Here is a 23002-nt window from a genome sequence, read left to right as displayed (position 1 = left end):
TCCTTCAGATGGTGGAGGGGCGCGACAACGTGCCGAGTCGCGGTCCCAGCCGGCGTACGGAGGAATGGTTCGCGTGGCGCGCCAGGGCGCGGGTGAGCCGTCTCAGGTCGGTCGTGACCGTGGCGGAACCCACGGCCTCCACTCCGTCGAGCAGGGGCGCCGCCAGGTCGCAGGCGTGGTCGATCTCGCCGGCCGACGCGTAGGCGAGTGCGCGGCGGACGCCGTACCTGACCTGGGTGCGAACCGCGTCCTCGCCGACCAGGGCGAGTTGTCGGTCCAGTTCCTCGCTCGCCTCCCGCGGCTGTCCGAGATCGACCAGGCACCAGCCGGTGACCATGCCGACCGGATCGGGAAGGTGCATGGTGCCGATCACCGGCTCGTCGGTCCCTTCGTCCTGGAGAGAAAGAAGCGCACGCGCGCGGTCCAGCGCGTCCAGACAAGCCCGGCGGTCACCCGCCAGGGCGTGGCCCTGGGCTTCGCGCTGTGCAGCGAGCCCGCGTATCCGCGGGGGCAGGGCCCTGCTCTGCGCGCGACGGGCCAGAGCGACTGTCTGCTCGGCGTCGTCCCGGTACAGCGTGATCAGGGCCCGGCGGACCAGCGCGTAACCCGCCAGTGCCCGGTCGCCGCCGGCGGCCGCCAGATCGACCGCGCGCTGCGTCCACCACAGAGCCGCCTGCTCGTCCCCGGTCTCCTGCACCAGCCAGCCGACGTATTCGGCGTACCGGGACCCAAGGGCCAGCAGGTGGCGACGGGTGCTGCTGTCACAGTGGGCGGACAGTTCCCGCAGGGTGTGGGTCTGTGCGATCAGAACGGGCAGGAGTAGACCGGGCGCCACCGTCTGGCCGAGTCTGCGGTAGTGGGTGAACAGCGAGCGGGAGGCTTCCACCATGTCCGCGCCCGCGGCTGGCGAGGCCGGGCCCGCGCTGTCGGACCGCCATGCCATCAGCGAAGCGGCACCGGCGCCTATGGCATCCCGTCGGCTTAAGGGCTGGAAGGTGTTCGGGCCGTCCGGCGACAACTGCATGATCCAGTCCTCCTCGTGGACAAAGCCCGGCGCCGGATCGACGGGCGGGTCGGTGGTCTCTGGTGCGAGCAGGGACAGCAGGGCCCCGCCGGCCCCGAGGGCGGCGTCACACAGGCGGGCGAGGTCACGGCTGGGGGCCTTCAGACCCCGCTCCACCTTGCTCAACTGCGCCTTGCTGTAGTGCACGGAGCCGGACAGGGCGGTAAGGCTGAGCCCTGCTTCCAGACGCCGCTTCCTCAACTCCTCGCCGAACCCGGTGGACGGCTGTGGCACGGAAACCTCCAACCCCTCCCGCCATCGGCCGAGTCGGCGCTGCACGTAGCGTGCGGCAGTCTGGCCGGGGCGGACAAGACGATCGATGCTGTTTCCCGTTTCCTTCTCCGACATGGGAACGCGACATGCGCGGCAGGGAGGACCGGAGAAACGGACTATCTGGAAGTTGTGGCGAAAAGGGAGGCGATCGTGCGCTCGACCACCCACCGGATGACGTCCAGGCCACTGCCGTGGTCCTCGCCACGCTCGGCGATCACCGGTGTGATGCCGAGAGCCCGCACAAGACGGCGGTACTTGTCATGGTCGCAGCCGCGGTCCGCGAGCAGGGCATCAGGCCGTCGGTGCGGGCGGCCGACCGGTCCCGCTACCCGCGGGATGCCCTGACCGTCGCCCGCCGGGTGCCCTCTCGTCCGCTGCGCCGGCGCCGTGGGCCTCCTCGAGACCGTCGTCATTCCCGACGCCGAGACGGAAGCCGCAGCCGACTCCATCGCGGCGGTCCTCCGCGTGACCTGCTGTGCCACGATCACCCGCGCCCGCGAGCGGGGCTGGTCCCAGGTCGGCAGGGCAGCCGGTTGCTACGCCACCTGGGGTTGTACGGGTTAGGCCATGATGAGCGTCCGGGGGAGGGGCGGGCGACGCCCGACCCGTACATACGGCAGGGGAGCTCCGTTTCCGCCATGCCGCCGCCTCCCAGCAGCGATACTGGATACATGGACTCGACGATCACCGCCCCCCGCGCCGAGGTGCTGCGGGACCGCTACCGCAGCCGACTGCCCGAGCGCTTGCAGGAGCTGGCCGGCCCCGTCGAGGGCAACGTGGACCTGCCGCTCCACATCGTCTGGTCCGGGCGGACCAGCTACAGCCTGGACCGTCCGAAGTCCCGCATGACGCTCTACCGGACCGTCCTCGCCGAAGGACTGCGCGAGGACCTGGTGGCACTCCTGCAGCACCGGCTGCTCACCGAGCAGTGGCCCGTGCTGCGGCGCTTGATCAGCCCCTACATCCGCGAGGTGTGGGAGGACGCCTTCCCCGAACTGCTCCGCACCGCTCCGGCCGATGCGACCACCGCGTGAGGCTCACTCCGCTCCACGAGCGTCTCCTCGCCGACATCCTCGACATCGGCTCCCCCTACCCTCTGGTCCTCACCGGCGGATACGCCGTGCAGGCCCACGGCCTGGTCGAACGCTTCAGCCGCGACCTCGACGTCGCCACCGAGAACCCCGCTCCGATGCAGGAGATCGTCGCCTCACTCACAGCAGGCCTCAGCGCGCGCGGATGGCGGACCACGCACGTCCAGACCGATCCGCTCAGCGGCCGTTTCCTCGTCACCGATCCGGACACCGGCGAGGAGTGCGAGGTCGACGTCCTCAAGGAGGCGTTCTGGGCCCCTCCTGCTCAGACCCCCTACGGCCCCGTTCTTTCCCTCGACGACGTGATCGGCACCAAGGTCCGTGCCCTCGCCGACCGCGGCACCGTCCGTGACCTCATCGACGTCCAAGCTGCCTCCCGCCACCGCTCCACCGCCGACCTCGAATCCCTGGGCCGTCGTCGTGCCCACGACGAGTTCGGCCTCGAAGGACTCCGGGACCGGCTCGTCGGCGCGGAGTGGTACGAGGACGAGGACTACACCGCGTACGGGCTCACCTCCCGGCAGATCGACGAACTCAAGGCGTGGGCACTGGAGTGGGCGGAGGATCTGGGTGCGCGGATCCATAACGAGAACGCCTGAGAAGGGGGCATCGCGCGGGGCAGCTGAGCGATGCCCCGCAGTGGACTCACGGCGAAGCTGGGCTGCGGTAACGGTCAAACACTGCATCCCGCTCCCGCTCTCGCTCCCAAAGACTGTCCGCGAAGCCGGATCCGCGGGCCGATAGGCCGGCCGCAGATCTCGGACCCGGTCCTTGAGCACGGTCAGGCTGCAGTCCCAGCCGATCCGCTCAACGATCACCGTCGCCGGCATATCGGGTCACTGCTCGAGCGGTTCACGGACCTGCGGCTCGACCGCGTCCACGATCGAGCCCTTCGGCGCCCGCTGTACTTCGGCGGCGCGTCGTCCGCGATCGCCCTGCAGACGATGTTCCTCGAGATCCCCGGCTTCCTCGCGGTCGCCCGCACCGGCATCCGCTCGGCCCGGTGAAGCCGGCGGATCTCCGCCCAGTCCTCCACGCTGATCACCACTCCTCCCGGCCTGACTCAACGAGTTTCGGCAATCTGCGCAGCGCCCGGCCAATCGCCCTGCCGCTCGATCCGGTCGGGCACGAAGAGGCCAGGCTGCTCGTACAGGTTCGTGCGCAAGAACCGCAGCCGCCGTACCCGTGCCTTGTCTGCCTGCTACTGAGCAAGGTCCTCCCGTGTGCTCTCCGAGAGCGCCAGTTCTACACGGGCAGTCAGACACTGGTACCTGGTGGCGCGAGGCGGCGGGGTGGCTTGAACATTTTCGGGACCCGGTGCCGAGGATGGCCCAGTGCTCGAGGCAGCGCCTGTCTACCTGAAGCGTCGTCAGGCAAGTCAGCATCCGGTCAGCATGAGCCGCCGGCCTTTCCTGAAGGATTGCTTGAACAGGCACCGGTGCGGCGCGAAAGCCCAGGCGTGAAGCCGTCTCGCCCGAGCGGAGCGATGTTCCTCACAATTCTCGACCGGCGTGTTCCGGTGTACTGTCGACACCGCCCTTGACCTGCACAAAGCAGGCAGGGAGCCGTCCTCCAGGAGTCCAACATGCTGCGCACCATGTTCAAGTCCAAGATCCACCGCGCCACCGTCACCCAGGCCGACCTGCACTACGTCGGATCCGTGACGATCGACGCCGAGCTGCTCGACGCCGCCGATCTGCTGCCCGGGGAGCTGGTGCACATCGTCGACATCACCAACGGGGCCCGGCTGGAGACGTACGTCATCGAGGGCGAGCGCGGGTCCGGGGTGATCGGGATCAACGGGGCCGCCGCCCATCTCGTCCAGCCCGGTGATCTGGTGATCATCATCAGTTACGCTCAGGTGACCGACGCCGAGGCGCGGGCGCTGGAACCCCGGGTGGTGCACGTGGACGGCGACAACCGCATCGTGGCCCTGGGCGCCGACCCGTCCGAGCCGGTGCCGGGGTCGGACCAGGAGCGCAGCCCGGGGGCCGTCACCACGGCCTGACCGGCGCAGACCGAGGCAGGAGCGTGACGTGGCCGTGGGTGACATCGAGATCCGTGACGACCGGGCGGCGGGCCGGCTCGAGGCGGTGGCGGACGGCGAGGTCGTCGGGCGGATCGAGTACTTCCCGCTCGACGACCCCGAGCGCGCGCTCGTGCCCGTGCACACCATCGTCGAGCCCGCCCACGAGGGCAAGGGCATCGCGGGCTCCCTCGCCCGCGAGCTCTACGCCGTCGCCGCCCGTGAGGACAGCGCCGTCGCCCCGCTCTGCCCGTACGTCGCCAAGTGGGCCGAGCGCCGCCCCGACCAGGCCCCGGCGGCCGGGCCGGAGCTGATCCGGGCGGCGAAGGAGTGGCTGGCGGCGCATCCCGGGCGGTTCTGAGCTCCACGTGCTCGCACCGCTGCACACCTCGCCCGTGCACGTGCCCGTCTTCGACGCGCTGCGCGACGAGGACCGTCCCGGGCCGGAGCTGCGGCATCTCGTCGCCGGGGAGCTGCTGGAGCGCGCCCGCGCCGACGGCCCCGCGGCGGTCGCCGACGACGTACGGGCGAGGGTGCGTGAGGCCGTCGGCCGTGGCGCCGGGCCGTGCTGTGCACCTGCTCGACCATCGGCGGGGCCGCGGAGGCGGCCGCCTCCGGGGCCGGTCTCCCGGTGCTGCGCGTCGACCGGCCGATGGCGGCCGTGGTCGCAGGGCCGCGTGTCGTCGTCCTCGCCGCCCGGAGAGCACGCTGCGGCCGACGGTGACGCCGGCCGGGGAGGAAGCCGCTCGCGCCGGACGGTCCGTCGAGGTGCGGACCGTGCCGGTCGAGGACGCGTGGGCACGCTTCGAGGCGGGCGACCCGGCGGGACACGCACGCCGGGCCGCGGACGCCGCCGACGCGGTCACCGGTGCCGACGTGATCGTCCTCGCCCGGGCCTCCATGGCGCCGGCCGAGCGGCTCACCACGACCCGGGTGCCCGTGCTGTCCGGTCCCCGTGCGGGGCTCGCCGCGGCGGTCCGTCTGCGCCACCCGGCCCCGCGCCGTCACGCGGGCGGGTGACTGGAGCGGCGGCCGTCGGGTAGGCGGGGGAGTAGTCCAGAGCCGACGTCGAGCGAGAGGCCGGAGGACACGCGCCATGACGAACCCGTACCCGGACCCCGTTCCGCCGGGCCCGACTCCGGGGCCCACCCCGGGTCCGGACCCCACTCCGCCGCCCCCGCCGCCGGGGCCCGGTCCGGAGCCGACCCCGCAGCCCCCGGGACCGGGACCGCAGCCGCCCCCGCCGCACCCGGGTCCCCCCGAGCCGTCCCCCTCGCCGATCCCGCCGGGCCCCGAACCGGTGCCGAACCCGGAGCCCGGCCCACCGCTGAGCTGACACGGGCGGGAAAGGAAGCAGGGCGGTGGACGGCCGACCGGCCGTCCACCGCCCTGTCGCAGGCGTCCTACGCCGAGACCTCCGACCGGTCCCCGCCCCACAGCGTGTGGAACGAGCCGTCGCGGTCCGTGCGCCGGTAGGTGTGCGCGCCGAAGTAGTCCCGCTGGCCCTGGGTGAGAGCGGCCGGCAGGCGCTCGGCGCGCAGGGCGTCGTAGTAGGCGAGGGCCGCGGCGAAGCCGGGGGTCGGCACGCCCTGGCGGGTCGCGGCGACCAGCACCTCGCGCCAGTCGTCCTGGGCGTCGGCGATCTCGCGGGCGAACGTCTCGTCCGACAGCAGGCTCGGCAGGTCCGCGCGGGCGCCGTAGGCGGCGCGGATGCGGTCCAGGAAGGCCGCGCGGATGATGCAGCCGCCACGCCAGAGGGCGGAGACCGCGCCGAGGTCGATGTCCCAGCCGTACTCCTCGCTGCCGGCCGCGATCTCGTGGAAGCCCTGCGTGTACGACACGATCTTCGACGCGTACAGCGCCTGCTCCACCCGGTCGGCGAACGCCGCCGCCTCCGACTCGCCCAGCGGCGCGGCCTTCGGGCCGGCCAGGGAGCGCGAGGCCTCGCGCAGCGCCGCGTGACCGGACAGGGAGCGCGCGAAGACGGCCTCGGCGATGCCGGACACCGGCACGCCCAGGTCGAGCGCGATCTGCACGGTCCAGCGGCCCGTGCCCTTCTGCTCCGCCTGGTCCACCACCACGTCCACGAACGGCTCGCCCGTGGCCGCGTCCACGTGCGACAGCACCTCGGCCGTGATCTCGATCAGATAGGAGTCCAGCCGGCCGGTGTTCCAGGTGCGGAAGATCTCCGCGATCTGCGCGGGGGAGTACCCGGCGACATCGCGCAGCAGCTGGTACGCCTCGCCGATCAGCTGCATGTCGGCGTACTCGATGCCGTTGTGCACCATCTTCACGAAGTGGCCGGCGCCGTCCGGGCCGACGTGCGTGACGCAGGGGGAGCCGTCCTTCGCCTTCGCGGAGATCTTCTCCAGCATCGGGCCGAGGGAGTCGTACGACTCCTTCGGGCCGCCCGGCATGATGCTCGGCCCGTGCAGCGCGCCCTCCTCGCCGCCGGAGACGCCCATGCCGACGAAGTGGATGCCCTGCTCGCGCAGCGCCTTCTCCCGACGGCGGGTGTCCGCGAAGTGCGCGTTGCCACCGTCGATGATCATGTCACCGGGCTCGAGGAGCGGGGCGAACTCCTCGATCACCGCGTCCGTCGGCTCGCCGGCCTTCACCATGACGACCAGCCGCCGCGGTCGCTCCAGCGCCGCCACGAAATCCTTGGCCGTCTCGGCCGCCACGAAGCCGCCCTCGTGCCCGAACTCCTCCACCAGCGCGTGCGTGCGTGCCGCCGTCCGGTTGTGCACCGCGACCGTGTAGCCGTTGCGGGCGAAGTTGCGCGCGAGGTTGCGGCCCATGACCGCGAGTCCCGTGACGCCGATCTGCGCTGAACTGCTCATTGGGGTGGCTCCTAGTGACCTCGGTATCGGTACTGCCGGGTGTCGGTGCTGCCGGTCGATGCCCGCCAGTCCTGCCAGCGACCATCCTGACGTGCCGCACTCGCGCGTGCACGCGCGGGCCGTACGACACCGCCCAGGCACATACGCGCGGATGCCCCTCGCGCACTCAGCGGGCGCACGCACCCGCGTGCCCCCGCGGATGGAGACAACCGCCCGCGCACGCTCCCCACGGAGCGCCAAGGGGGGCGCAACGGGCGAAAAATCCCGGCCACTTGGCGCATCCGCGCGGCCGATAGCCGTCTTGTCACGGCTGGTTCGCACCGCTTACTTTTGCCCCTCCTGACGCATTGTCGAGGGGGATTTCCATGGCCGTGCGCGGCCGGCACCGCCGGTATCAGCCGAACAGGATCAACCGGGCCTCGCTCACCGTCACCGCGGGCGGCGCCGGAATGGCGCTCCCGCTGCTGGGCACGGGCGCCGCCCAGGCGGCCGACGTGGAGACCTGGGACAAGGTCGCCGCCTGCGAGTCCACCAACGACTGGGACATCAACACCGGCAACGGGCACTACGGCGGGCTCCAGTTCACCCGGTCGACCTGGGAGGCGTACGGCGGCACCCGGTACGCGCCGCGTGCGGATCTGGCCACCAAGGACGAGCAGATCGCCGTCGCCGAGAAGGTGCTCGACGGACAGGGACCCGGCGCCTGGCCGGTGTGCTCGGTACGGGCCGGACTGACGCGGGGCGGCGACACCCCCGACATCCAGCCGGCCACCGACAAGCCGGACGGAAACGAAAAGAGCGGCAAGAACAACAAGAGCGGCAAGAAGACCGGTGGGTCCTCCGTCGAGGACGTCAAACCGCACACCACACCCCAGTCCCGCGCGGGCCGCGCCGAGATGTACACCGTCGTCCGCGGTGACACCCTCTCCGGCATCGCGTCGGGCGAACGGGTCGGCGGCGGCTGGCGGAAGCTGTACGACGCCAACCGCTCCACCATAGGCGGCGATCCCGACCTGATCATTCCGGGCCAGCGGCTCGCCCTGCCCGACGGGACGACGAAGGCGGCCGGGAAACCGGCCAAGTCGGCAGAGAAGAAGGCCGGGAAAGCCGAAAAGACCGAGAAGAAGACCGAGAAGAAGACCGAGAAGAGGACCGAGAAGAAGGCACCCCCTCAGCGCACCGAGGACCGGGCGGACCGCGCCACCAAGGCCGCCGGTGATCTGGTCGCCCCGGTCAGCGCCGCGCTCGGCACGCCGTACCACAAGGCCGGATCCGCCTGGTCGAAGGGCTACCACACGGGCGTCGACTTCCCCGTCCCCACCGGCACGTCCGTGAGGTCGGTCGGGGCCGGCACCGTCGTCAGCGCGGGCTGGGAGGGGTCGTTCGGCTACCAGGTGGTGGTCCGGCACGCCGACGGCCGCTACAGCCAGTACGCGCACCTGTCGGCGATCTCCGTGAAGAGCGGGCAGTCCGTCGGCGCGGGCCAGCGCATCGGCCGTTCCGGTTCGACCGGGAACAGTTCGGGCCCGCATCTGCACTTCGAGGTGCGGACGGGGCCCGGTTTCGGGTCGGACATCGACCCGGTCGCCTACCTGAGGGCGGGCGGCGTCAGGATCTGACCCGCGTCCTGTGCCGGTCCGCCACCGCCACCGGTACGTACGGGCCGCCGTAGAAGGGCGCGTACGACACCAGTGGCACCGGGGCGGAATCCGCGTCGTCCGGCGCGCCGCCCGGTGTCGGCACGGGGACCGGCAGCCGTACGTCCTCGGGGAGTTCCAGTGCGGCCAGCAGCCGCTCGGCGGGGTCGTCGGGATCGGCGGGCGGCTGCTCGTCGGCCCGCGCGGGAACCGCCTCGGGCGCGGGCCCGGGTACGGGGGCCTCCGCCGTCCGCGCCTCCTGGTGCTCGCGTGCCAGCCGCTCCGTCGTGAGCAGGATCAGACCACCGGCCGCCACCACGCCGCAGCTCAGCGCGAGCGCCGTGCCCGTCGTGCCGTAGCGGAAGGTCTCGCCGAACATCGTGATGCCGACCGCGGCCGCCACCATCGGGTTCACCACCGTCAGCGTGGCCAGCGGGGCCGCGAGGCCGGCGCCCCGGTAGGAGGCCTGGGAGAGCAGCATGCCGGCCGTGGCCAGGACGCCGATCACCGCCAGGGACGGCAGGTCCGCCGCCGAGACCCCGCCGGTCCAGTCGACCGCGACGGTCTTGGTGAAGACGGAGGACATGCCGAACGCGACACCGGACGCGGTGGCCAGCAGGATGCTGCGCACCGCGGGATGACGGTGCACGGCGCGGGCCGCGATCATCAGCGCCACGACCGCCCCGGCCGTGCCCAGCGCCGCCGCCACCCGCTGCGCGGTGTCCAGCGACTGCGCGTCGGACGCGCCGACCAGGGAGAGCAGCCCCGCGAGGCCCACCGTCGCCATGATGGCACCGCGCCACGCGGTCGCCCCGGCCTTCCGGCCGACGAACAGCGCGGCCATGGGCAGGGCGAAGACGATGGTCAGCGCGCCCAGGGGCTGGACGAGGCTCAACGGGCCGTAGGCGAGCGCCACCACGTGGAGCACTCCGCCGAGGCCGTTGAGCGCGACCGCCGCCCACCAGCCCGGCCGGCGCAGCGGCGCGTACTGCTGCGCGCCGGGTGAGTCCACCGCGACCTGCTCCTGCACGATCGCTCCTCCGGCGTACGCCACGGCGGAGACGAACGACAGCAGCACGGACAACGCGAGGGCGCTCATCGGCTGCTCCTCTGCGCGAGGCCGGGGCGGTGCACCCGGCGCGGCGAACGGTCGGCTTCCATGACCAACACGATGCCGTGTCAAAGTGTTCCCGTCGTCGTCCCTGAGCACTCAATGAGTCCTACTGCCGATGGAGTACGACGACGCCCCCGTCATCCCCAGGGTGGGTGCCCCGGGGTGGAGGGCCCCTGGTCGCCACCCCTAGGGGCCTTGGTAGTACTGCACGTCGTGGACCTCGATCCGTCTCTCACCGCCCTTCACCGCCTCGGTGGTTTCTTCGTCCTGCGCACGGCGGGAACGGCCGGCCGTCCCCTACCCACGCTCGCCCAGGCATACGGGCCGCGGCCCCCGGACGTTCAGGGCGACCCCCTGGCCTCGCGGGTCCGCCGGGTCGCCGGCGCCCTGCGCACCCCCGAGGCGCGGGTCGCCGCCTCGGTGGCCCAGCAGGGGATCGCCGCCCGCCTGTGGTCCGTGGCCCTGGGGTCCGCCGCCCTCCACGGCGCCGTCCCGGACCTCTCCCCGCCGCTGCTGCGCTGGGACCCGGAGGGCAGCGCCCCCGACGACCTGTGGCTGACCGGAGTGCGGCCGCTGCCCGGCGACGCGGCGACGATCGCGGAGCTGGTGCTGCACGGCCACCTCGAACCCCTCGCCGCGGCCCTGCGCTCCCGCCACCGCCTCGCACCGGGCCTGCTGCGCGGCAACGCGGCCTCCGCGCTCGCGGGCGCCGCCCGGGAACTGGACCGCTGGGGGCGCCGCCACGGCCGTACGGACGTCGCCGTTCGCGCCGCTTCCCTGACGGCCGAACTCCTCACGCACCCCCGGCTCGCCGGGACCGGAACCCTCACGGGCACCTCCTTCCGGCGCCGCAGCTGCTGCCTGTACTACCGGGTGCCCGGCGGGGGCGTCTGCGGCGACTGCTGCTTCGCACAACCGCCCCGCTCTTCCCCACGCGCCCCGTCTGGGTGACCATGAAGGTCGACGTCCGCTCAGACAGGGGGTTCACGGGTGCGAGTGGGACTGCTGACCCGGGAGTACCCCCCGGACGTGTACGGCGGCGCGGGAGTCCACGTGGAGTTCCTCGCCCGGGAGCTGCGGCCCCTGGTGGACCTGGAGGTGCACTGCTGGGGCGAGGGCAAGGCGGACGGCGTGCTGCGCCACCGCCCCTGGAGCGCGCTCGACGGCGCCAACGACGCGCTGCGCACCTTCTCCGTGGACCTCGCCATGGCCGCCGCGCTCCAGGACCGCGAGCTGGTCCACTCCCACACCTGGTACGCGGGCCTCGGCGGTCACCTGGCCAAACTGCTGTACGGCATCCCGCACGTGATGACCGCCCACTCCCTGGAGCCGCTGCGCCCCTGGAAGGCCGAGCAGCTCGGTGGCGGCTACGCCCTGTCGAGCTGGGCCGAGCGCACCGCCGTCGAGGCGGCCGACGGCGTGATCGCCGTCTCCGGTGCCATGCGCGAGGACATCCTCGCCTCCTATCCGGCCCTCGACCCCGCCCGGGTGCACGTCGTGCACAACGGCATCGACACGGACCTGTACCGCCCCGACCCCGGCACCGGCGCCCTGGACCGGATCGGCCTCGACCGTTCCCGCCCGTACGTGCTGTTCGTCGGCCGGATCACCCGGCAGAAGGGCGTGCCCCAGCTGCTGCGGGCGGTGCGCGGCATCGACCCGGCCGCCCAGGTCGTGCTCTGCGCCGGTGCCCCGGACACGCCCGGGATCGACCGGGAGTTCCGCGAGCTGTACGAGGAACTGAGCCGGGTCCGCGAGGGAGTGCACTGGATCCCCCGGATGCTGCCGCGGCCCGAGGTGATCCAGCTGCTGACACACGCGGCGGTGTTCGTCTGCCCCTCGGTGTACGAGCCGCTCGGCATCGTCAACCTGGAGGCCATGGCGTGCGGCACGGCGGTGGTCGCCTCCCGGGTCGGCGGGATTCCCGAGGTCGTGGCGGACGGCTCGACGGGGGTGCTGGTGGAAGCGGACGACGACTTCGAGACGGGCCTCGCGCGGGCGCTCGACTCGGTCCTCGGCGACCCGGCCACGGCCCGGCGGATGGGCGCGGCGGGGAGGGAGCGGGCCGTCACCGAGTTCGGCTGGGACGCGGTGGCCCGCCGTACGGCCCTGCTGTACGAGGAGATCCTCGAACAGGCTTAGTACCGCCCGTCCGGGGCAGTCTTGGGGAAATCCGGCGTGAGGGGAGCGGCCATGCGTCGTGGAGGTCCTTCGGTCCTGGGAATCGTGCTGGCGGGCGGCGAGGGCAAGCGCCTGATGCCCCTCACGGCGGACCGCGCCAAACCGGCGGTCACCTTCGGCGGCACCTACCGTCTGGTCGACTTCGTGCTGTCCAACCTGGTCAACGGCGACATCCTGCGCATCTGCGTGCTCACGCAGTACAAGTCGCACTCGCTGGACCGGCACATCACCACCACGTGGCGGATGTCCAGCCTGCTCGGCAACTACGTCACCCCCGTCCCCGCCCAGCAGCGCCTCGGCCCGCGCTGGTACCTGGGCAGCGCCGACGCGATCCTGCAGTCGCTGAACCTGATCCACGACGAACGGCCGGAGTACGTGGCGGTGTTCGGCGCCGACCACGTGTACCGCATGGATCCGCGCCAGATGCTCGCCCAGCACATCGAGAGCGGGGCCGGTGTCACGGTGGCCGGGATCCGGGTGCCGCGCTCGGAGTCCTCCGCCTTCGGCGTGATCACCCCGGGCTCGGACGGACGGTCCGTGGACCGCTTCCTGGAGAAGCCCGCCGACCCGCCCGGACTCGACGACGACCCCGAGTGCGTGTTCGCCTCCATGGGCAACTACGTCTTCACCACCAAGGCGCTCGTCGAGGCCCTCCACCGGGACGCCGAGGACGGGAACTCGGTGCACGACATGGGCGGTTCGATCCTGCCCCAGCTCACCGAGCGGGGCGAGGCCGCGCTGTACGACTTCAGCTCCAACCACGTGCCCGGCGAGACCAGCCGGGACCAGGGCTACTGGCGGGACGTCGGCACGCTGGACGCGTACTACGAGGCGCACATGGACCTGATCGCCGAACGTCCCGCGTTCAACCTCTACAACCGGCAGTGGCCCGTCTACACCCACTCCGGCCAGCTCTCGCCGGCCCGCTTCAACGCGGGCGGCATGGCGAGCGAGTCGATCATCAGCGCCGGCTGCCTGATCCGGGGCCAGGTCACCCGATCCGTGCTGTCGCCGGGCGTGGTCGTCGATCCGGGGGCCGTGGTGCAGGGCTCGGTGCTGCACGACAACGTGCACGTCGGGCGGGGCGCGGTGGTGCGCGGTGCCGTGCTCGACAAGAACGTGGAGGTGCCGCCGGGCGCGACGATCGGCGTCAACCCCGAGCGGGACGCGGAGTTGTACACGGTGTCCAAGGGCGGGGTGATCGCGCTCGGCAAGGGACAGCTCGTGCCGTAGTGGCGGGAGCGAGGGGCCCCGGTCGGCTGCTGTGACCACCGGGGCCTTTGTCATGTTCCTGGACGGATGGCGGAATCCGTGCTGTTATGCCGAGCTACGCTTGGCGGCATATCACGTTCAGTGAACGTCGCGGCAGGACAGGGCGGGATCCCCCGGCGCCCAGCCGGTGCCGGAGGGGTGACAGCGGCCGTCGGCCGTTCGAGCGCCCGTGAACCTCAACCCGTCAGGGTTGGAATCCCCCTCCCGTGAGGAAGGGGAGGAGGTCAAGAGCTCAAGGCCACCGCCTTCGACTCCAGCCGTACCCTGAAGCCGGACTTTCCCCAGCCGCTCGCCGGTCGGCTTCACCGAACACTTCGACGTGGTGATCGGTGGGGCCGACTGACCGGTGAAGTCGGCGCGACCCGACCCGGCCGACCCGAAGGCGCTGCTCGTCACGCTCGCCGAGCCCGTCGTCGGCAACAGGACCGGCACGGCCCGCGGCAGCGCCGACATCCGCCACGACGGACGGGGCGGCCTGACCGCCGCCGACGGCGACCCCGTGGACGCGTTCCTGAGCAGCGGCCCCAACCGCTCCACCCACGAGCTGAGCACCGAGTGGACGGACGAGGTGGGTCCGGACAACGCCCTCCCCGAGCACCCGCGCCCGCAGCTCACCCGTGACGAGTGGTGCGACCTCAACGGCCGCTGGCAGTTCGCCGCCGCCGAGGAGGGCGAGCAGCCGCCCGTCGGCAGGACGCTGAAGGAGCGCATCCTCGTCCCGTACCCGGTGGAGTCCCGGCTCTCCGGCATCCAGCGGCACGAGGACCGCATGTGGTACCGGCGCACCTTCACCGTGCCCCGCGACTGGCACATCGGCTCCGACCTGCGGCTGAACTTCGGCGCCGTCGACTGGCGCTCCGAGGTGTACGTCAACGGCACGAAGGTCGCCACGCACGAGGGCGGCTACGACAAGTTCAGCGCCGACGTCACCGACGCCCTGGAACCCGGCCGCACCCAGGAGATCATCATCGGCGTGTACGACCCGACCGACTCCGCCGAAGGCGAGAACCAGCCGGTCGGCAAGCAGCGCCTCGACCCCAGCGGCATCTGGTACACACCCAGCTCGGGCATCTGGCAGACGGTCTGGACGGAGCCGGTCGCCCGCGACCACGTCGACAGCCTCAAGCTCGTCCCGGACGTGCCCGGCGAGCGGCTCGCCGTGGAGGCGAGGGGAGTCCGCGACGGCGTACCCGTCAGGGCCACCGCGTACGAAGGACGGCGCAAGGTCGCCACGGCCGTCGGCCGCACCGGCGAACCGCTCACCCTGAGGATCCACGACCCGCGCCTGTGGTCGCCCGACGACCCGTTCCGGTACCGGCTGAAGGTCACCGTCGGCGCCGACCGGGTCGGCAGCTACTTCGGGATGCGCTCCATCGCCGTCGAGCGGATCGACGGGGTGCCGCGCACGGTCCTCAACGGCGAGCCCGTCTTCCTGATGGCCACCCTCGACCAGGGCTTCTGGCCCGACGGCCTGCACACCGCGCCCACCGACGAGGCCCTCGCGCACGACCTGAAGGCGCATAAGAAGCCCGGCTTCAACTCGGTGCGCAAGCACATCAAGGTCGAACCGGACCGCTGGTTCCACTGGGCCGACCGGCTCGGGCTGCTGGTGTGGCAGGACATGCCCTCCATGACGGCCGGGAAGACCCCGGGCCCGAGGCCCGCGACCGCTTCGAGCGTGAGCTGAAGCAGATGATCGACGAGCACGGCTGTCCCAGCCCGGCGCTCCCGCCCCGCCCGGACGGCAAACGCGCCCTGGTCAGCGGCGAGTACGGCGGCCTCGGCCTCGCCGTGCCCGGACACGCCTGGTCCGTGCAGCAGTCGTACGTCGACGTCGACCCGGCGACCTGCACCGACGACTACCTCACCAAGCTGGACGAGGTGCGCGCGCTGGTGTGCCGGGGCAGCAACGGCGCCGTGTACGCCCAGGTCACGGACGTCGAGGGCGAGCTCAACGGTCTGCTCACCTACGACCGGCGCGTGACGAAGCCGGACGTGGCCCGGGTGAAGGCCGCGTACGAGGCCCTGATCCGGGACGCCTCCCGGGCACGGCCCGCGGGCTGCCCGTCGGCGGAGGGCGCCACGCGGTGAACCGTTCCTCCGGCGGGCCGCGCCCGTCCGGGTGGCATCCGTCACCCGGGAGGCGCTGATCGCGCCGCGGCAGCCCCGCCCGTCACTCCCGTCCCGCCCCTTCCGCCGCACCGGCGGGAGGGGCGGAGACGTCACATGCTGTTCACTGGGGGTAGCCGGATCGTACTTGACCGTAATCGGCCGGGGCGATTGACTGCTGATCCGTTCCCGTCGTCGACGCGAGGCCCCGCCCATGACCGCAGACCCGCTCGCCCCTCTCGACCTGGCGTTCTGGAACATCGAGTCCACCGGTCACCCGATGCACCTCGCGGCGCTCGGGGTGTTCTCCGCCGACTCGCCCTCCGCGGCGGCCCACGCGGTGGACCTGCTGGCCGCCCGTGCCGCCGCCGTGCCCGGGCTGCGGATGCGCATCCGCGACACCTGGCAGCCGCTCACCCTGCGGCAGCCGCTGTCGGCGCTGCGCCGCACCTGGCCGGCGCCCGGCGAGCGCCTGGCCGCCGTGCTGCGGCAGCCGCTCGCCTCCGCCCTGCGCCGGTCCCTCGCCTTCGGCGGCGCCACCCGCGAACCCGACCCCGGCTTCGACCCCCTCGACCACGTCCGGCTGCACCCCCCGGCCGCCGACTTCCACACCGCGGCCGGCCGGCTCATGGGACGCCCGCTGCAACGCACCCGGCCGCCCTGGGAGGCCCATGTGCTGCCGGGGGAGGACGGCACCTCCTTCGCCGTCCTGTTCAAGTTCCACCACGCCCTCGCCGACGGGCTGCGCGCCCTCACCCTCGCCGCCGCGCTGATGGACCCGATGGACCTCCCCGCGCCCCGGCCCCGCCCCGCCGGGCCGCCGCGCGGACTCCTCCCGGACGTGCGCGAGGTGCCCGGTCTCGTCCGGGACGCCCTCGCCGACGCGGGCCGGGCCCTAGACATCGGCGCCGCCGTCGCCCGCTCCACCCTCGACGTGCGCTCCTCACCCGCGCTGACCTGCGCGCCCAGCGGCACCCGCCGCACCGCCGGCGTGGTCGTCGACCTCGACGACGTGCACCGGATCCGCAAGAGCGCCGGCGGCACCGTCAACGACGTCACGATCGCGGTCGTCGCCGGCGCCCTGCGCCGCTGGCTCGACGAGCGCGGCGACGGCAGCGAGGGCGTCGCGCCCCGCGCCCTCATCCCCGTCTCCCGGCGCCGGCCGCGCACCGCCCACCCGCAGGGCAACCGGCTCTCCGGGTACCTGCTGCAGCTCCCCGTCGACCAGCGGGACCCGCTCGTCCGCCTCGCCCTGGTGCGCACCGCCATGGACCGCAACAAGGACGCCGGTCCGCACCGGGGCGCGGGCGCCGTCGCCCTGCTCGCCGAGCACGTTCCGCCGCTCGGCCACCGGCTCGGCGGGCCGCTGCTGGGCCAGGCGGCCCGGCTCTGGTTCGACGTGCTGGTCACCAGCGTGCCGCTGCCCGGCTTCGGCCTGAGGCTCGGCGGCGACCCGCTCGGCGCCGTCTTCCCGCTCGCGCCGCTGGCCCCCGGCCACTCCCTCGCGGTCGCGGTCTCCACCTACCGCGGACGCGTCCACTACGGCCTGGTTGCCGACGGCGCCGCGGTCCCGGACCTCGACCACCTGGCCCGCGCGCTGACCGAGGAGGTGACGGCGCTGACCGCCGTCTGCGACCGCTGAGGGACGCGGTTTGGCGCCGTGGCCCGACGCTGAAGTAAAATCCGCCGTTCGACAGCGTGCGCGAACGGAGCGCCGCGAGGAGCAGAGCAGGAACAGCAGCGGCGATGACGGTGACACAGGACGGCCCCGAGGCCACGGACGCGGTGGCACACGGGCCCGGCATCGACCCGGAGCGGCTGGCCGTCTGCCTCGACGTGCTGCGGGAACTCGACGAACTCGACGTCGACCACCCGGACGCGATCCTGGTCCGCCGGGCCACCTCGCACATCTACCGCACGGTCAAGCAGCGCCGCCGCCAGGAGCGCCGGGCCGCCAAGACCGCCCACGACAAGGCGGTCACCGAGGCCACCGCCACCGGCTCCGCCGAGCGCATCGACGACGAGACCGAAGGCATCCTGCCCTCCTCCCGGGTCGAGCCCGGCAAGATCGCGGGGATACTCCAGCGCCCCCGCTCCTGCTACACCTGCAAGACCCGCTACGTCGAGGTCGACTACTTCTACCACCAGCTCTGCCAGAACTGCGCCGCCGAGAACCGCGCCCGGCGCGACGCCCGCGCGGACCTCACCGGCAAGCGGGCGCTGCTCACCGGCGGACGCGCCAAGATCGGCATGTACATCGCGCTGCGGCTGCTGCGCGACGGCGCCCACACCACGATCACCACGCGCTTCCCCAAGGACGCCATCCGCCGCTTCAAGGCCATGGACGACTCCGCGGACTGGATGCACCGCCTGGAGGTCGTCGGCATCGACCTGCGCGACCCCGCCCAGGCCGTCGCGCTGGCCGACCGGGTCGCGGAGCAGGGCCCGCTCGACATCCTGATCAACAACGCCACCCAGACCGTACGCCGTCTGCCGTCCGCGTACACCGCGCTCGTCGAGGGCGAGAGCGCCCCACTGCCGGCCGGTGAGCTGCCCGCCCACCACGTCATCGGCGCCTTCAACTCCGGCGCGGTCGACGGACTGACCGCGCTGCCCGTCGGCGTCAGCGGACTCGACGCGCAGAAGGTGGCCGACCTCGCCCTGGTCGCGGGCAACGCCAGCGTGGTCCGGCACCGCGAGGGCACCGCCATCGACGCGGGCGGCCTGCTTCCCGACGTCGTCGACACCAACACCTGGGTGCAGACCATCGAGCAGATCTCCCCGGTGGAGCTGCTGGAGACCCAGCTGTGCAACTACACGGCGCCGTTCATCCTGATCAGCAAGTTGCGTCCGGCGATGGCCGAGGCCGCGCGCCGGGCGTCCGCCGGGCGCGCCTACGTCGTCAACGTCTCCGCGATGGAAGGCGTGTTCGACCGCGGCTACAAGGGCGCGGGACACCCCAACACCAACGCGGCCAAGGCGGCCATGAACATGGTGACGCGGACCAGCGCGCAGGAGATGTTCGACGCCGACCGCATCCTGATGACCTCGGTCGACACCGGCTGGATCACCGACGAGCGGCCCCACTTCGACAAGCTGCGCCTCGCCGACGCCGGTTTCCACGCCCCGCTCGACCTGGTCGACGGCGCCGCCCGCGTCTACGACCCGATCGTGCGCGGCGAGGCGGGCGAGGACCTGTACGGCGTCTTCCTGAAGGACTACGCGCCCGGCCGGTGGTGACGCGGGACGGCCCGAGGGGCCGTCAGTCGACCATGCCCAGCCGGGAGTTGCGCGCCGCCAGCAGCTCCAGCACGGTGCGCCAGTCCTCCAGGACACCGGCATCGAAGCAGGCGGTGCGGGCCTCCTCGTCCGCCGCGCGCAGGGCGAGGAGGTCGTCGTCGGCCGGAAGGTCGTACCGGGCGTGCCGGAGGACCAGGCCGGCCACCCGCTCGCCGAGCAGCGTCCGTATCGCGTCCGCCGCGCGGTCGGCGGCCGCCGCAGGCTCGCCCGGCCGCAGCAGCCGCCCGACGGGCCGTACCAGGCCCGCCACCTGGAGTTCCTTGTCCGCGGGCCGGCCGCGGCGCAGCAGCGCGGCGGTGCGCAGGGCGTGGTCGTGCGCGTCGGCCGGGGTCCCGCCGCGGCCCCGGACGTCCCGCGTGCCCCGGCACGCGTACAGCAGGTCCATCAGCTCCTCGACGGTGCGCAGCTCCATGCGCCGGTCCTCCCGGGAGTAGGCCGTTGCCGTGCGGCAGCAGACCATGACGAGCTTGCGTACCGGCCAACGGGACCTGAACTGCGCCCCGACCACGCGGCCCGGCCGGAAGTGCCGACATCCGTGTACGTCGAACGAGTGACTACAGTCAGTCGCGTTCATGTGGAAATAGGGGCATATTACGGTCGTCGGGCACCGTCCGACGCATGATTGTTACCGTCGGTTTTGAGCCCCATCGAGCGGGGGGCCGCTCATTTGGTTACTCTGATGCGGACGGACAGCAGTCAGGGTTCCACCCGCACCCACGGTCCGTCATGGGACCAGCCGGTTCACCACGGCCTGCTCTCCCTCGAGTTGCCGGCGCCACCGCGTCCGAACGGTTTTCCCTTCAGGCCCGAGCGGACGTCGGGCGCCGGGCGCAGGGCCGACGCAGTACGTCCCGAGGGTGACCGACACATAAGGAGTGCGCGGTGACACCGGAGCAGACGAAGAGCGATCAGCGCCCCGAGGAACGCGTGGAGCGCACCGCCCGCCGGCCGAAGAAGCTCGGCAGTCTCGACGTGTGGGCCCGTTCGGCCCCGATCCGCCTCGCCGGCTACGAGGACGACCTCGCCGAGCCCCACATCCTGCCCAGCGTCGACTGACGGCACGTGCGGGCGGTCGCACCCCGTCGCTACGGCCGGACGTAGGGCCGGGTCATGATCTCCATGTTGTGGCCGTCCGGGTCGTCGAAGTAGGCGCCGCGCCCGCCGAAGAGGCTGTTGACCCTGCCGGGCTCGGTGTGGCCCGGATCCGCGTAGTAGGTGACCCCGGCCGCCTCCAGGCGCGCGATCACGGCGTCGAACCGCTCCTCGGGCACCAGGAACGCGTAGTGCTGGCTCTGGACCGGCTCGTCCCGCTTCTCGTAGTAGTCGAGGGTCACGCCGTTGCCCAGGTCGACCGGGAGGAACGGGCCGAACGGGGCGCCGACCTCCAGTCCCAGTATCCCGGCGAGGAACTCGGCGGAGTACCGGCGGTCACTGGCGTAGACGGCGGTGTGGTCCAACTGGACGTGCTGTGCTGGGGACATGGCTGGATTCGTCTCCGGTGTCGGTTTCCATGATGGGACGGGAACACGGAGAGGAACGGCGGGCCACGGCCCCGCGCGGGCGGGGGCGTGCCCCGCACCGGCCTCACACCGGGGCCGGGAGCGCCTTGCGTGCATGGCCCACGGCCGACCCGGCAGTCACCCGGCCGACCCTAGGCCCTCGCGGCCGGTCGCCGCAACGCCGTTCCGGTCAGGCCGGGTTGTGCTCGGAGACCGTCCAGCCCATCGCGTCGACCAGGGCGGCGGCCTCGGGGGTCGCCCTGGCCGGGGCCCCGCCCTCGGCCGCGTCCGGACCGAACCGCACAGGAGCGTCATGACCGGCCTGCGCGCGACGATGCGCGACTCGACGTTCACCCTCTGGGAGGTGCCCGTCGACGGGCTGCCGATCGACTGGGACGACGCCAAGCACCGCCTCGAGGCCCCGGCGCCCCGGACGGGCACGGCACCGCCCACTGAACGGCGGTTTGCTCCGAGCGGGTGCGCGCCGGGTTCCCGTACCCGCACGAGGAGTCGGACCGGATCTGGAAGACGGTGCTGCCGCACCAGTTCCACGACATCCTGCCCGGCTCCTCCATCGCCTGGGCGCACTGCGAGGCCCGCGCCGCCCACGCGCGGATCGCCGCGGAACTGAACGGCGTCATCGGCTCCGCCCGGCGCGCCCCGGCCGGCGAGGGCGCGGTCCCGCTGGTCTTCGACGCCGCCCCGCACACCCGCGCCGGCGTCCCGGCGGGCGGCGCGCGGCCGGCGGCCTCCGAGGGCCGTACGACCCTCGGCGCGAGCCCCGGAGGCGGTCACGTCCTCGACAACGGCCTGCTGTGGATCGGGATCGACGCCCGCAGCCTCGTGGTCTCCGTCCACGACATCGAGGCCGACCGGGAGACCATCGTCCCCGGCCGGGCGGGCAACCTGCTCCAGCTCCACCCGGACCTGCCGAACATATGGGACGCCTGGGACGTCGACGCGTTCCACCGCACCACCGTCACCGATCTGACCGGCGCGGACGAGGTCGCCGCCGGCCCGGACGGCGCCTCGGTGCGGATCTCCGCTCCTTCGGCGGATCCCGGGTCGTCCAGGTGCTGACGCTGCCGCCGGGGGAGCGGCGGCTCGTGGTGGACACCGAGGTCGACTGGCACGAGACGGAGAAGTCCCTCAAGCTCGCCTTCCCGCTCGACCTGCACACCGAACGCTGCGCCTCCGAGACGCAGTTCGGGCATTCCTTCCGGCCCACCCACACCAACACCTCCTGCGAGGCGGCCAAGTTCGAGGCGTGCAACCACCGCTTCGTCCACCTCCAGGAACCGGACCGGGGCGTGGCGGTCGTCAACGACTCGACGTACGGCCACGACGTGACGCGCACGGTCCGCACCGACGGCGACGGCGGTACGACCACCACGGTCCGCGTCTCCCTGCCGCGCGCCCCGCGTTTCCCCGACCCCGAGACCGACCAGGGCGTGCACCGCTTCCGGCACGCGCTGGTGCCGGGCGCCTCCACCGGCGACGCGGTGCGCGAGGGCCGGCGGATCGATCTGCCCGAGCGGCGGCTCACCGGGGCCGGCGAGGTCGACCCGCTGGTGACGGCCGACCGGGACGCGGTCGTGAGCACGGCGGTCAAACCGGCCGACGACGGCAGCGGTGACGTCGTCGTCCGCTTCCACGAGGCCCACGGTGCCCGCGCCACGCTCACCACCGGTTTCGCCGTCACCGGCGTCGAGGTGACCGACCTGCTGGAACGCCCGCTCGCGGACACTCAGGCGCCCCCGCTCGACGGCGACCGGATCACCGTACGCCTGCGCCCCTTCCAGCTGACGACGCCGCCGCTGAAGCGGGCCTGACCGGCTCAGCCCTCCAGCCGGGCGCGCAGCCACTCCTCCACCGCGCCCACGTGCGCGGCCGCCGCCGCCCGGGCCGCCTCCGGGTCGCGGGCGGCCAGGGCGCGGTGGATCGCCGCGTGTTCGCGCCGGGTGCGGGCGAAGGCGCCCTCCTCCTGGTAGCCGCGCCGGACCCGGGCCCGGAAGGTGCGCGAGGACAGGCCCTCCAGCATCGCGGCCATCGTCTCGTTGCCGGCGGCCGCCGCGATCTCGCGGTGGAAGGCCAGGTCGTGGGCGAGGATCTCCTCCGGATCGTCGGTGGCGTTCATCGCCGCCAGGTGCTTCTCGACCTCGGCCAGCCGGTCCGCGGTGATCCGCGCGGCGGCCAGCGCGGTCGCCGTCGACTCCAGGACGCGGCGCACCTCCAGCAGCTCGACCAGGCGCGGCCCCCGGGACAGGTCGGCCACCACCCCGAACGTCTCCAGCAGGTCCCCGGCCTCCAGCCGGGTGACGTAGATGCCCGAGCCGTGCCGGGCCTCGACCACGCCCAGCACCGTGAGCGCGCGGATCGCCTCCCGCATCGAACTGCGGGAGATGCCCAGCCGGGCGGCGAGATCCCGCTCGGTGGGCAGCCGCTCACCGGGCTCCAGTTCACCTTCGCGGATCATCGCCGTGATCCGTTCGATGGCGCGTTGCGTCACCGTGCCCTTCTGCGGGGCCGTCTCCTCCACGCCACTCCTCCACTCACCCGGTCCGCCGCAGTCTAACGACGGGAGTGGTCGGACC

General features: G+C 72.8%; 16 protein-coding genes and 6 pseudogenes. 14 read left to right on the top strand and 8 right to left on the bottom strand.

The features are described from left to right. Nucleotides 1-4 precede the first annotated feature (4 nt). Both AB0A94_RS11680 and AB0A94_RS11675 read right to left on the bottom strand, forming a co-directional pair. Entirely contained in the window at nt 5-1297 is a 1293-nt protein-coding gene (locus AB0A94_RS11680; RefSeq protein ID WP_361742460.1) for a helix-turn-helix transcriptional regulator, read from the bottom strand. A gap of 170 nt (nt 1298-1467) precedes the next feature. Further along, a pseudogene (locus AB0A94_RS11675) lies at nt 1468-1674 on the bottom strand (IS5/IS1182 family transposase); the annotation flags it as partial. 333 nt (nt 1675-2007) lie between these two features. Here AB0A94_RS11675 and AB0A94_RS11670 point away from each other — a divergent pair. Both AB0A94_RS11670 and AB0A94_RS11665 read left to right on the top strand, forming a co-directional pair. Further along, complete coding sequence (locus AB0A94_RS11670) at nt 2008-2370, top strand: hypothetical protein (RefSeq protein ID WP_361742457.1); 363 nt, start codon at nt 2008-2010, stop codon at nt 2368-2370. Then, on the top strand, nt 2367-3026 hold the full coding sequence (locus AB0A94_RS11665) for a nucleotidyl transferase AbiEii/AbiGii toxin family protein (protein WP_361742454.1): 660 nt from the start codon (nt 2367-2369) through the stop codon (nt 3024-3026). Before AB0A94_RS11670 ends, AB0A94_RS11665 begins: the two co-directional genes overlap by 4 nt. Before the next feature lie 108 nt (nt 3027-3134). Here AB0A94_RS11665 and AB0A94_RS11660 read toward each other — a convergent pair. Continuing rightward, a pseudogene (locus AB0A94_RS11660) lies at nt 3135-3472 on the bottom strand (IS21 family transposase); the annotation flags it as partial. A gap of 540 nt (nt 3473-4012) precedes the next feature. Between AB0A94_RS11660 and panD the strand changes: the two are divergent. The 3 genes and pseudogenes from panD to AB0A94_RS11645 all read left to right on the top strand — a co-directional run bounded on the left by panD (nt 4013) and on the right by AB0A94_RS11645 (nt 5473). Beyond that, complete coding sequence (gene panD / locus AB0A94_RS11655; protein ID WP_361742451.1) at nt 4013-4435, top strand: aspartate 1-decarboxylase; 423 nt, start codon at nt 4013-4015, stop codon at nt 4433-4435. A gap of 25 nt (nt 4436-4460) precedes the next feature. Next, a pseudogene (locus tag AB0A94_RS11650) lies at nt 4461-4814 on the top strand (GNAT family N-acetyltransferase); the annotation flags it as partial. A 7-nt stretch (nt 4815-4821) separates the two neighbouring features. After that, a pseudogene (locus AB0A94_RS11645) lies at nt 4822-5473 on the top strand (arylsulfatase). Between the two features lie 383 nt (nt 5474-5856). Here AB0A94_RS11645 and gndA read toward each other — a convergent pair. After that, nucleotides 5857-7296, bottom strand: a complete 1440-nt coding sequence (gndA, locus tag AB0A94_RS11640) for an NADP-dependent phosphogluconate dehydrogenase (RefSeq protein ID WP_361742448.1) — start codon at nt 7294-7296, stop codon at nt 5857-5859. A 365-nt stretch (nt 7297-7661) separates the two neighbouring features. Here gndA and AB0A94_RS11635 point away from each other — a divergent pair, with 365 nt between their 5' ends. After that, a complete protein-coding gene (locus AB0A94_RS11635) occupies nt 7662-8915 on the top strand; it encodes a transglycosylase family protein (protein WP_361742445.1) in 1254 nt (417 codons plus the stop codon). On the opposite strand, the gene AB0A94_RS11630 is transcribed toward AB0A94_RS11635, so the two are convergent. Then, complete coding sequence (locus AB0A94_RS11630; protein ID WP_361742443.1) at nt 8905-10032, bottom strand: DMT family transporter; 1128 nt, start codon at nt 10030-10032, stop codon at nt 8905-8907. The genes AB0A94_RS11635 and AB0A94_RS11630 overlap by 11 nt on opposite strands. Before the next feature lie 210 nt (nt 10033-10242). On the opposite strand from AB0A94_RS11630, the gene AB0A94_RS11625 reads away from it, so the two are divergent. The 6 genes and pseudogenes from AB0A94_RS11625 to AB0A94_RS11600 all read left to right on the top strand — a co-directional run bounded on the left by AB0A94_RS11625 (nt 10243) and on the right by AB0A94_RS11600 (nt 18849). Further along, a complete protein-coding gene (locus AB0A94_RS11625) occupies nt 10243-10998 on the top strand; it encodes a (2Fe-2S)-binding protein (protein ID WP_361742440.1) in 756 nt (251 codons plus the stop codon). A 39-nt stretch (nt 10999-11037) separates the two neighbouring features. Further along, nucleotides 11038-12189, top strand: a complete 1152-nt coding sequence (glgA, locus tag AB0A94_RS11620; RefSeq protein WP_361742437.1) for a glycogen synthase — start codon at nt 11038-11040, stop codon at nt 12187-12189. Nucleotides 12190-12240: 51 nt separating this feature from the next. After that, on the top strand, nt 12241-13461 hold the full coding sequence (gene glgC / locus AB0A94_RS11615; protein WP_361742434.1) for a glucose-1-phosphate adenylyltransferase: 1221 nt from the start codon (nt 12241-12243) through the stop codon (nt 13459-13461). 291 nt (nt 13462-13752) lie between these two features. Further along, a pseudogene (locus tag AB0A94_RS11610) lies at nt 13753-15591 on the top strand (sugar-binding domain-containing protein); the annotation flags it as partial. A gap of 232 nt (nt 15592-15823) precedes the next feature. Further along, nucleotides 15824-17251 carry a wax ester/triacylglycerol synthase family O-acyltransferase gene (locus tag AB0A94_RS11605; RefSeq protein WP_361742432.1) on the top strand — a complete coding sequence of 476 codons (1428 nt, stop codon included), beginning with the start codon at nt 15824-15826 and terminating at the stop codon, nt 17249-17251. A gap of 104 nt (nt 17252-17355) precedes the next feature. Further along, on the top strand, nt 17356-18849 hold the full coding sequence (locus tag AB0A94_RS11600; RefSeq protein WP_361742429.1) for an SDR family NAD(P)-dependent oxidoreductase: 1494 nt from the start codon (nt 17356-17358) through the stop codon (nt 18847-18849). A 22-nt stretch (nt 18850-18871) separates the two neighbouring features. On the opposite strand, the gene AB0A94_RS11595 is transcribed toward AB0A94_RS11600, so the two are convergent. Continuing rightward, complete coding sequence (locus AB0A94_RS11595; RefSeq protein ID WP_361742426.1) at nt 18872-19321, bottom strand: hypothetical protein; 450 nt, start codon at nt 19319-19321, stop codon at nt 18872-18874. A gap of 470 nt (nt 19322-19791) precedes the next feature. Between AB0A94_RS11595 and AB0A94_RS11590 the strand changes: the two genes are divergently transcribed. After that, nucleotides 19792-19965, top strand: a complete 174-nt coding sequence (locus AB0A94_RS11590; protein WP_361742423.1) for a hypothetical protein — start codon at nt 19792-19794, stop codon at nt 19963-19965. A gap of 29 nt (nt 19966-19994) precedes the next feature. On the opposite strand, the gene AB0A94_RS11585 is transcribed toward AB0A94_RS11590, so the two are convergent. Beyond that, nucleotides 19995-20390, bottom strand: a complete 396-nt coding sequence (locus AB0A94_RS11585) for a VOC family protein (protein ID WP_361742420.1) — start codon at nt 20388-20390, stop codon at nt 19995-19997. 495 nt (nt 20391-20885) lie between these two features. Between AB0A94_RS11585 and AB0A94_RS11580 the strand changes: the two are divergent. Next, nucleotides 20886-22240: pseudogene (locus AB0A94_RS11580) on the top strand (glycoside hydrolase family 38 C-terminal domain-containing protein); the annotation flags it as partial. Nucleotides 22241-22245: 5 nt separating this feature from the next. On the opposite strand, the gene AB0A94_RS11575 reads toward AB0A94_RS11580, so the two are convergent. Beyond that, nucleotides 22246-22947 (bottom strand): FCD domain-containing protein, encoded by a 702-nt coding sequence (locus AB0A94_RS11575; RefSeq protein ID WP_361742417.1) that lies wholly within the window; start codon nt 22945-22947, stop codon nt 22246-22248. Nucleotides 22948-23002 lie beyond the last annotated feature (55 nt).

The organism is Streptomyces sp. NPDC044984 (assembly GCF_040646935.1).
In the GTDB taxonomy this organism is placed as follows: Bacteria; Actinomycetota; Actinomycetes; order Streptomycetales; family Streptomycetaceae; genus Streptomyces.
This window is presented reverse-complemented; position numbering and strand designations above follow the sequence as displayed.

Bases quoted from the DNA above. Each gene is read 5' to 3' on its own strand.
- AB0A94_RS11670 (WP_361742457.1), top strand. From the start codon at position 2,008: ATGGACTCGACGATCACCGCCCCCCGCGCCGAGGTGCTGCGGGACCGC.
- panD (WP_361742451.1), top strand. From the start codon at position 4,013: ATGCTGCGCACCATGTTCAAGTCCAAGATCCACCGCGCCACCGTCACC.
- gndA (WP_361742448.1), bottom strand. From the start codon at position 7,296: ATGAGCAGTTCAGCGCAGATCGGCGTCACGGGACTCGCGGTCATGGGC.
- AB0A94_RS11635 (WP_361742445.1), top strand. From the start codon at position 7,662: ATGGCCGTGCGCGGCCGGCACCGCCGGTATCAGCCGAACAGGATCAAC.
- AB0A94_RS11630 (WP_361742443.1), bottom strand. From the start codon at position 10,032: ATGAGCGCCCTCGCGTTGTCCGTGCTGCTGTCGTTCGTCTCCGCCGTG.
- glgC (WP_361742434.1), top strand. From the start codon at position 12,241: ATGCGTCGTGGAGGTCCTTCGGTCCTGGGAATCGTGCTGGCGGGCGGC.
- AB0A94_RS11605 (WP_361742432.1), top strand. From the start codon at position 15,824: ATGACCGCAGACCCGCTCGCCCCTCTCGACCTGGCGTTCTGGAACATC.
- AB0A94_RS11600 (WP_361742429.1), top strand. From the start codon at position 17,356: ATGACGGTGACACAGGACGGCCCCGAGGCCACGGACGCGGTGGCACAC.
- AB0A94_RS11595 (WP_361742426.1), bottom strand. From the start codon at position 19,321: ATGGAGCTGCGCACCGTCGAGGAGCTGATGGACCTGCTGTACGCGTGC.
- AB0A94_RS11585 (WP_361742420.1), bottom strand. From the start codon at position 20,390: ATGTCCCCAGCACAGCACGTCCAGTTGGACCACACCGCCGTCTACGCC.